This window comes from Persicitalea sp. (genome assembly GCF_041751555.1).
Lineage (GTDB): Bacteria > Bacteroidota > Bacteroidia > Cytophagales > Spirosomataceae > Persicitalea.
Genome location: NZ_JBGSXF010000160.1, coordinates 1 through 8,872, shown reverse-complemented (window position 1 = coordinate 8,872; position 8,872 = coordinate 1). Strand labels below are relative to the sequence as shown.

The 8,872-nt window shown below is 48.9% G+C and carries 9 protein-coding genes; 2 read left to right on the top strand and 7 right to left on the bottom strand.

What is annotated here, in order from left to right; genetic code table 11:
• The 7 genes from ACEW8P_RS05570 to ACEW8P_RS05540 form a co-directional block, all read right to left on the bottom strand.
• Positions 1–543: FAD-dependent oxidoreductase (locus ACEW8P_RS05570; protein WP_373512117.1), on the bottom strand; the 543-nt coding region annotated here is incomplete at its 3' end.
• Between the two features lie 54 nt (positions 544–597).
• Positions 598–1,686 carry a SusD/RagB family nutrient-binding outer membrane lipoprotein gene (locus tag ACEW8P_RS05565; RefSeq protein WP_373512116.1) on the bottom strand — a complete coding sequence of 363 codons (1,089 nt, stop codon included), beginning with the start codon at positions 1,684–1,686 and terminating at the stop codon, positions 598–600.
• A 46-nt stretch (positions 1,687–1,732) separates the two neighbouring features.
• A complete protein-coding gene (locus ACEW8P_RS05560; RefSeq protein ID WP_373512115.1) occupies positions 1,733–2,032 on the bottom strand; it encodes an RNA polymerase sigma factor in 300 nt (99 codons plus the stop codon).
• Positions 2,033–2,151: 119 nt separating this feature from the next.
• A complete protein-coding gene (locus ACEW8P_RS05555; RefSeq protein WP_373512114.1) occupies positions 2,152–2,997 on the bottom strand; it encodes an HAD-IIA family hydrolase in 846 nt (281 codons plus the stop codon).
• A 130-nt stretch (positions 2,998–3,127) separates the two neighbouring features.
• The gene (locus ACEW8P_RS05550; RefSeq protein WP_373512113.1) at positions 3,128–4,171 is read right to left on the bottom strand and encodes a hypothetical protein; all 1,044 of its coding nucleotides are present in this window, start codon (positions 4,169–4,171) and stop codon (positions 3,128–3,130) included.
• A 116-nt stretch (positions 4,172–4,287) separates the two neighbouring features.
• Positions 4,288–5,646 carry a glutamine synthetase family protein gene (locus tag ACEW8P_RS05545; RefSeq protein ID WP_373512112.1) on the bottom strand — a complete coding sequence of 453 codons (1,359 nt, stop codon included), beginning with the start codon at positions 5,644–5,646 and terminating at the stop codon, positions 4,288–4,290.
• A 43-nt stretch (positions 5,647–5,689) separates the two neighbouring features.
• Complete coding sequence (locus ACEW8P_RS05540) at positions 5,690–6,586, bottom strand: diacylglycerol kinase family protein (RefSeq protein WP_373512111.1); 897 nt, start codon at positions 6,584–6,586, stop codon at positions 5,690–5,692.
• A 50-nt stretch (positions 6,587–6,636) separates the two neighbouring features.
• On the opposite strand from ACEW8P_RS05540, the gene ACEW8P_RS05535 reads away from it, so the two are divergent.
• Together ACEW8P_RS05535 and ACEW8P_RS05530 are read left to right on the top strand one after the other, a co-directional pair.
• Complete coding sequence (locus tag ACEW8P_RS05535) at positions 6,637–7,683, top strand: App1 family protein (protein ID WP_373512110.1); 1,047 nt, start codon at positions 6,637–6,639, stop codon at positions 7,681–7,683.
• Positions 7,684–7,732: 49 nt separating this feature from the next.
• Positions 7,733–8,872: PLP-dependent aspartate aminotransferase family protein (locus tag ACEW8P_RS05530; RefSeq protein ID WP_373512109.1), on the top strand; the 1,140-nt coding region annotated here is incomplete at its 3' end.

Here is an 8,872-nt window from a genome sequence, read left to right as displayed (position 1 = left end):
TGCCAGGTCACCATCGCCGGTGCAGTCGATAAATAACTTTCCTTTCCAAGCTTCGCGCCCCGATTTCGACTCGGTGAAAACGTGGGTCAGGCGACCCTTTTCCTGGGCAGCACTCACTACCCTGGTGAAGAAAAGGACATCAACCTTGGCTTCTGCGCAGAGTTCTTCGAGTAGCAACTTCATGTCTTCGGCATCGAAAGAAAACGTGCTACCGGAGGGAATCGTGGCTGCATTGGGCTTGGATTGCAGCTTTTGCATGATTTCTTGCACGAGCCCCGGCTTATTTTTGTTGTCGAGAATCCAGGTTAGGTACCCCGCCGTCCACACGCCGCCCAAACAGCCGTGCGTTTCGATCAACAGGGTTTTCGCCCCGGTACGCCCCGCCTCGATTGCCGCAGAAACCCCCGCCGGACCTGCCCCGGCGACGATGACATCGTACTCGCCGACAATGGATAGGTCACGAGCGGCTTCCCGCAACGTGTCTACTTTTAGTGAGCTGGTATTTTTAGGCTTGGGCCAATGCGTAGGCACTAGCAAGGCCATACCCCCAGCTTTTAGAAAATTTCTGCGTTCCATGACTGTTGCTTTAATAGAGACTTATTTCTTGGCCCAGAAAACTTTGGTGCGGGCTTCGAAGGTAGAAATATTGTCGATGTCAGTAGGCGTACTGGTGTTTCTCGTCACCTCCGATACGGGATAAGGGATACGGTTTGGCCTACCTGTCGGATCGGTGATTTTTAGGAGATCGGTGAACTTGCTAAATACAAAATTTTCAGCGTCGCTGCTAAATGACTGGCCGATGGCCGATAGGGCATTGTTTGCCGACCCCGTCGGATCCACATTGCTCAACCGACTGTAGAGCCGCGCTTTTAGTCCGTAGGCCGTTTTGATCCAAAGGGCTTTGTTCCCATTGAAAATCAGATCATCGACGTTTGGAGCCAAAGGCCCCGAGTCCTTTCGTAAATTCACGATAGCCTCATCCAGTATTTTCTGAATCTCGGGATAAATATTCGAGGATTTGTCGAAGGCTGGATTGACGATATCGCTCCGCAGTGCTTCCGAGTAAGGTATGTCGCCAAACCAGTCGCTCAAAGCCGCTAAATTGAGTGCCCGCAGTACGTCCGCGATTCCGGCGTAGGTGGGCGCATTGCTGTCGATTGCCTTCTTTTTCAAAATCGCCAGGTCATTGAGGGCGAGATAAGCTTGCTCCCGCGCTTGTCCTCCCATATTTTGCACCGCTTGCAAGGTGTTATTTCCCAGGACGAAAGTATTGGCCTCGGAGAGGAAATTCGTACTCAAGGCGGTTCCACCACCCGCAATTTCAGTCACGTAACTTACCTCCACTTGCGGCAACAAATACCCCACGAAGGAAAAAACAAAAGTAGTCGATCCGTCGGAAACGGATATATTGTAGGTGCCATCAGATAGTGTGGTGGTACCTTTGGAAGTACCTTCTACTAAAATACTGACACCCGGCAAACCTGCACCACTTTCGTCGGTTACGGTACCTGTTATTTGGCGGTCGGGTTGAATCACTACCGGGAACGAAACGGAAGGGGAGGTAAGGGGCGCCGAGGCGTCGCGGGCGTGGGTGAATCCCGCGAAAATCACCGCAAGGAAAAGCTGAACGAGCGAGATTTTCATGAGCTGGAACAGTTTTCCTTCTTTTTGTAAGGGTTTTTTCATTGTTTGAAAGGTTTTTGGGTTTGAAAGATCACAGAAACACCCCTCATTACCGCTGCAAACGGTAGGTGTCGCAAACACCAGGCGAGGGATCTTTTTCCGGGCCGACGACGCTGCAAACGCCGTCGGCCTTTTCGTTTTTTGAGTCGGTAGGGGAGAGGTTCTCGCGCTGCGACCATAAATGCAGGAACAAGTCCTGAATGTTGTCGCGGATGAGCTGGCGATCGCTCGTAATCCGGTAGCCGTAAGACAGTAATTCCTGGATGTGCTGGTCGTAGATTTGTCCAAATGCAGCTCGGTCGCCTGCCCGAAAAGCGTCCCAGCATTCGGCTTCTTCTGATAGGGGCAAACTACGTTTTATCGGCTCGGCGGGCAAGGGTGAGGTTCTTTACTGGTTAAAATTGTACTAGTAAAGATAGGAATGTTTATGAAAACAAGGAGAGATTCTTTGCCTGAGAAGCATATTTCCTATACTACCGCCGACTGACAGACATACGTAGGAATTATCCCCGTCGTGTGAATCTTCACTTCCGCCTCCTTAGGTTGCGTATTTCCAGTAAGGACGAGTACAGTATCCAAACCAAACTTATTACCACCCAGAATGTCGGTATGCAAAGTGTCGCCCACCATCAGGATTTTTTTCTTACTAACATTCGAGTGATTCTTGACTTGTTCGTGAGCAAAAATGAACATCTGAGCGTCTGGTTTACCAAAGCGGATGAAGTGCTTTCCCACAATATCTTCAATCATGGTAGCCACTGCGCCGATGGCGATAGAAACGGAGTGCGACGACATAGGGTAGTAGCGGTCGGTATTGGCCACAATCACTGGAATGTTGCGGCGGCGAAGCAGATTGACGGTCTTGCTAAGGTCGCGATTCCAGTCGAATCCTTCATCGTCGAGAAGTACCAAAGCATTTACCTCATGGGCAAAATCGAGATTCAATTCTCCGATTGGAAGCGTTTTCAAGCCAAGTATTTCCAGATAATGCGCCGATTTTTCAGTACCCAGGTAAGCCACCGTTCCACCATCCACTTTCAGGGCCAGATAGTCACGCGCTAACATTCCGGAGGAAATGATGGAATTGGGTACGATGTCGTAAAGTCCCAGCCGATGGTAGGAATCAGCCAGATCCTGAGGACTGCGCGAGGCATCATTGGTCAACACGTAAAAGTCTTTCTTATGTTCTCGCAAATATTCAAAAGTTCTCCCGATGCCGGGGATCAGAGTGTCATGCGTTTTCAACACGCCGAAGGCATCGAAGAAAATGACATCGTATTTTGAAACTACGGACTTGAAGGAGGAAAGACGCATTTAAAAAATGATGAGTGGTGAATAATCAATTATGGAATAGTCGGCGGCTTTGTATATATGTAGAGTCATTGGCACTTATTTGTTGTTAACCACTAGAAAAGCTGGCTGCTGATGACTAGCAGCTACGAACTCAGATCTTTAAATGATTTAAAATTTTCTCGGCGTCAAATTCTTTTTCAATGCTGGGAAAATAGATTTCGTAGGCCTCTCGCAGCAATTTAACAGCGTAAGTGCGGTGAAAAAAGTACCGACCATCTTTAATAACATAGTTCAGGATAAAGAAGCGGTAAGCTTCTTTCATGAAATAGATTTCGTTGCGGGTCAAAGGATATATCTTGTGGTATTCTTCCAAAAATATCAGAAATCGATCTTCCATCATCGGACCGATATAATAGCTGAACACGGTGCGATCACCCACATCGGAGACGACTCGGCTCAGGAAGTAGAAATCCATGATGCGCGACGATACGCGAAACCAATCGTAATCCCATCGGGAAAAAAGCGACAGGTCATCTTCGACGGAAAAGTTGCCGATGTTCCAATCGACGAACACGGGCATCAGATCAAAGTTGATAACGTCGAGTTTTTGAATATTTTTCAGGAAAGTACTGCACTGATCCCGCAAAAAATCGACGTGCATCCGGTGTTCGAATTCCCCGGTTTCAGTAGCTAAGATATCCAGCAAATGTTGAATATCCGTACGAAGTTTTTTGGAGGCTTTGGGAAGTACATTGCTCACCCGAAAACAGGATTTATGAAATCTGGCAATTTCCCGCGCCAGGCTCCGAATTTGGTTTTCATCCAATCGCCGGGGCAGCCGGCCCTTGGTTCTTACCGGATTATAAAAAACCAGCCAGGCATCAACCATCGTATCCTTGAAACGGTGGGTGTAAACCTGGTTGTTTTTCACCAAAGATTTTGCCAGTACATTTTCAAAAGGGTAGAGCAGGTTAGTCGCCAAAGCGTGAATAATTCGGTGATCCTCCTTAAAGTGCTCGAATTTTCCAAAATAAGAAAGCTTGGCGATCACCATTTCCTCCGTGTCCAACCATACTCGGAAAACATGGTTGGTCGATACCATCGCGCTAATATCCGTAATGCTGACGATATTTTTTGATGGGTCGAAACCCTGCCAGGCTTCTTTTATTATTTCCGGGTAGTTTATTAAGCGCATGATATTTATATAGGAGATAGGGAGGAAAGGAGAATGGAGGAAAGGAATAGACTGCTCATGCGGGCTGGCTCACGCTCCTTTTATCCATTCCTCCATCCTCCTTTCCTCCTTCAAAACTAAATTATCTCAAAGTACCGTCGCAATTCCCAGTCGCTTACCTGACGAGCGTATTGTCGCCATTCCCAGTCGCGGGTGGCAGTAAAGTGGCTGACGAAAGGCTCACCAAACAATTCAGCCGAAAGCGGACTTTCCTTCATTGCCTGCGTCGCTTCTTTGAGGTTCGCGGGCAATATACCATTTTCCTTGTTTTCGTAGCCGTTCCCCTCAGTAGCGGCTACATCCAGCGGTAGTTCGTTTTGAATGCCATAAAGGCCCGAGGCGAGGGCTGCGGCCATAGCTAAATATGGGTTAGCGTCCGCGCCGGCCACGCGGTGTTCGACTCGGGTGTGACCTTCGGTGTCGTTGATCACGCGCAGGGCAGTAGTGCGATTTTCAATAGCCCAGGTCACGGTTGTGGGTGCCCAAGCGCCTTCTACCAGTCTCTTATAGCTGTTGACTGTCGGTGCGAACATGGGCAGAATATGCGGCAGACAGTGCAACTGCCCGGCGATGAATTGCCGCATCAGCGGACTCATTTTATCAGTATCGTCAGCGTTGTAGAAAAGATTTTGACTCCGGTCAGGCGACCATAGGCTCTGGTGAATATGACCGCTGCAACCCGGTAGTTCGGCATTCCACTTGGCCATGAAAGTAGCTAGGATGCCGTGGCGACTGGCGATTTCTTTGACCGCCGACTTTAATAGCGTGGCCTTATCGGTAGCTTTCAGTATTTCGTCATGAATGATGGCCGCTTCGTACACACCCGGCCCAGTCTCGGTGTGCAGGCCTTCCAGCGTCACGTCGAATTCGTCCAGAAGATCGAACAGGTCATTGTTGTAATCGCTTTCTTGTGAGGGCCGCAGGATGGAATAGCCGAACATGCCCGGCGTGAGGGGCTGTAAATCTCGAAAACCCTTTTCCTGCAAACTCTGAGGCGTTTCCCGGAAGTTGAACCACTCGAACTCCTGCGCGTACTCGGCGTGAAAGCCCATATCGGTGCATTTTCCCGCGACACGCTTCAATAAACTTCGTGGACAGGCGGCCAAATCATCCCCGTCGGATCGACTAAAATCAGCCAAAAAAAAGGGAAAGTCATTTTCCCAGGGAATCTGCCGAAAAGTGGTCAGGTCAATACGGGCCGTGGCGTCGGGATATCCTGAGTGCCAGCCCGTGATTTCGACGTTATCGTACAACTCGTCGGAACTGTCCCAACCAAATACTACGTCACAAAATCCGTAGCCGTTCTTAAGTCCTTCTACAAATTTGCGGCGATGAATGACCTTGCCGCGGAGGATACCGTCGATGTCCGCAAAGGCAAATTTTATTTTCTTAACACCGTGCTGGTCGAGATAGTCGATGATTTGCTGCTGATCCATAGGCTGAGGGAAAGTGACTTGGCAAAGCTAACAAACAAATCCATTATTCGTCCGCCGCAACCTTTATGGGTACCGCTACCGTCAGCATACCCGGCAGTACTTGCACTTTGACCCGGTTGACCGAGCCAAGGAACTCACCATCCACCTGAAAAAGGATCTTTTTATCAAGGCATTCGATTTCGGCGCGGGTAGCGGAGCTGATTTTCACGACCTCAGGATCCAGTTCGGTATTACCAGCCAGGAGTTTAGCAAGTTCAATGAAATCAAAACGGGTGGCGGTAATGATTTCGAATTTGCCATCGCACAAATCGCCGTGGGGGTTGACCACCACCCCCGTGCCGTACATGGTGGCGTTGCCAATGATGACTATTGTTGCCTCAGTCTCGTAAGATTCCTGATCGGTAGTGATCCTTACCCTGAAGAGCTCATGTTCGGCTAAGGTGCTTATCACTTCTTTAGCGTAGCCCCATTTGCCACGCACTTCACCTTCTTCGTAATTTTTAATCAAACGGGCGTTGAGACCCAAGTCGCTCAGGTGCAGGCCGAGGTGACCGTTAAGCAACAAGCCATCCAGACAAGAAGTATGTTCGCCAAGGGCCGCTTCGATTGCCTCATCAATGTCCGGGGGTAGTCCGAGGTTGGTAGCCAGACCATTGGCCGAACCCAGTGGCAGCAAACCCAAAACTACCTCTTGACCGCGCAAAATATCGGCCACCTGGTTGATGGTGCCATCGCCACCCGCCACCAACACGCGATCGGGCGTAAACTCCTCCATGATCCGCTCAATGGCCTGTCGGTCGCTTTCGCCATCAGTTTTGTAGACTTCGAGCGCAAATCCCTGATCCCGTGACTTGGCTTGTATACTTTCGATCATTTCGCTTTTGTCCCCACCCCCCGCAATGGGATTGATGACCAGTAGTACTTTTTTTGGGAATGGCATATCCTTTTTCTAGGTTAGTGGAACGATTTACAAAGATTAGATTTGATTTTATGAAATCCCACGAACTAAAACTATACCGTGGATATGCCAACGACCAAGAGGTAGTAGTGCAGGGCCACGTTTTTCGAAAGTACCCCTCTTCCAAAAATCTCTACGATCGCCAGGGCTTTCGGTACATCAAATCCGTGATGCAGCTCTTCACGGTCAAGACGGTACCTAATGCGAAAGTGATTTTTCAGTTCAATGGGATGAAAGCCGAGACTCGGACGCTGTTTGATGGGTACTTTCGTTTTGCTATACCCCTCACTGAAAAATTGGAAAGTGGCTGGCATCCCTTCACGGTCACGCTCGACGATCAAATCGACGGGCAGGTAGTCAACCTCACCAGGAAAGACGAATTGCTTGTTCCGAATAAAGGTGGCTACACCTTTATCTCAGATATAGACGACACTTTCCTTATGTCGTATAGCGGCCAAGTGTTGAAAAAACTCTACGTCATGCTCACTCGCAACGTGGAGGCGCGCAAACCATTTGAGGACGTCAGGAAGCATTATCAACTCCTCAGCCTGGCAGGTAGAAAAGCTGGTGGGGATGAGAAAAATACTTTTTTCTACGTTTCCAGCAGCGAATGGAATCTCTACGTCTACATCAATCGGTTTATTGAGCGGCAAGACTTGCCTAAGGCGGTGTTAAAGCTAAAAAAGATAAAAACCAGCCTATTTGATTTTTTCAGCACGGGCGGTGGTTCGCACCAGCACAAACAGAACAAGATCGAACATATCATCACCTTCTATCCTTTGCATACCTTTGTTCTGCTGGGTGACGATTCGCAGCGCGACCCTTACATTTACGAGAATATAGTCAAAATTTACCCAAAAAATATTCTGGCGATTTATATTCGGCAAACAGAAAAAAGTAAGAAATCTGCTGTTAAAGAGGTAATTGCAAACATAGAAGAACTGGGTGTCAATACCTGCTACTTTGAACACAGCAGTGAGGCCATTAGCCACTCGGTGAGAGCGGGAATCATTACTAAGGAGGCTTTGGCTGATTTTGGGAAGGAGCATGTCCTGTCGACTACCAAAACTACCAGGTAATGCCCGTAACACAGAAAATCTTGATTTTAAGAAAACCTAAACAAATAGCTTGGATATTTCTCACATTATCAATGAACTGGGTGAAGATCGTCAGCACTACTACAATGCCATAACGCCACCCATTTTTCAAACTAGCAATTTCGCCGTCGAGACTTTCGCCGAACTACGGTCAGCCTTTGCCGACGAACGATCAGCGTTTATTTATACTCGCACTGGAAACCCCACGGTAGACATTTTGCGCAAAAAACTGGCTGCCCTCGATGGGGCCGAGGATGCACTTGTGTTTAACAGTGGCGCTTCGGCAATTTACGGGGCCATTATGGCAAATGTTAGCGAGGGCGACCATATCGTTTCAGTGGAAAAACCTTACAATTCGGCCTGGCGGCTTTTCAATGATGTTTTGCCCCGATTCGGCGTAAAGACCACCTACATTGACGGTACGAAAATCGAGAACTTTGAAGCCGCCCTGTGTCCCGAAACGCGAGTCATTTTCCTGGAATCACCCAATTCGCTCACGTATGAGTTGCAAGACCTTGCAGCCGTGGCACAGCTAGCCAGAAGCCGCAACATACTGACAGTCATAGACAACAGCTACTGTACCCCGCTTTACCAAAAGCCCCATTCTTTCGGTATCGACCTCAGTCTGCAATCGGCCACCAAGTATATCGGCGGCCATAGCGATACCGTCGCCGGGGTACTTACGGGTTCCAAGGCACTGCTCGATAAAGTCTTTCTGGATCAAATCATTGTGGCGGGTACCCAAGCTACTCCGTTCGACGCCTGGCTGCTGTTGCGAGGCTTACGTACCCTGCCCATGCGTTTGGAGCGTATTACTCGAACTACGCAAGAAATAATAGGATTTCTAAAATCTCATCCCAAAATCGAACGCGTCATATTTCCGCTCGACGAAGATTTTCCCCAGATCGAACTGGCCCGTAAGCAAATGTCGGGGGCTTTTGGCTTGTTGACGATCGTGCTGAAAACCGACAGTCACGCGCAGATTGAGAAATTCACCCTTGCACTTAAACACTTTCTGATGGCCGTATCCTGGGGTGGTCACGAGTCACTCGTGCTGCCGCAGGCGGCGGGAATGAAGCCTGAGGACTTTGACGCTACTATTGAGCGCCACCGCATGGTAAGGATTTACGTTGGGTTGGAAGATGCAGCGTATTTGACCGCTGATTTAAAT

Bases quoted from the DNA above. Each gene is read 5' to 3' on its own strand.
- ACEW8P_RS05565 (WP_373512116.1), bottom strand. From the start codon at position 1,686: ATGAAAAAACCCTTACAAAAAGAAGGAAAACTGTTCCAGCTCATGAAA.
- ACEW8P_RS05555 (WP_373512114.1), bottom strand. From the start codon at position 2,997: ATGCGTCTTTCCTCCTTCAAGTCCGTAGTTTCAAAATACGATGTCATT.
- ACEW8P_RS05550 (WP_373512113.1), bottom strand. From the start codon at position 4,171: ATGCGCTTAATAAACTACCCGGAAATAATAAAAGAAGCCTGGCAGGGT.
- ACEW8P_RS05545 (WP_373512112.1), bottom strand. From the start codon at position 5,646: ATGGATCAGCAGCAAATCATCGACTATCTCGACCAGCACGGTGTTAAG.
- ACEW8P_RS05540 (WP_373512111.1), bottom strand. From the start codon at position 6,586: ATGCCATTCCCAAAAAAAGTACTACTGGTCATCAATCCCATTGCGGGG.
- ACEW8P_RS05535 (WP_373512110.1), top strand. From the start codon at position 6,637: ATGAAATCCCACGAACTAAAACTATACCGTGGATATGCCAACGACCAA.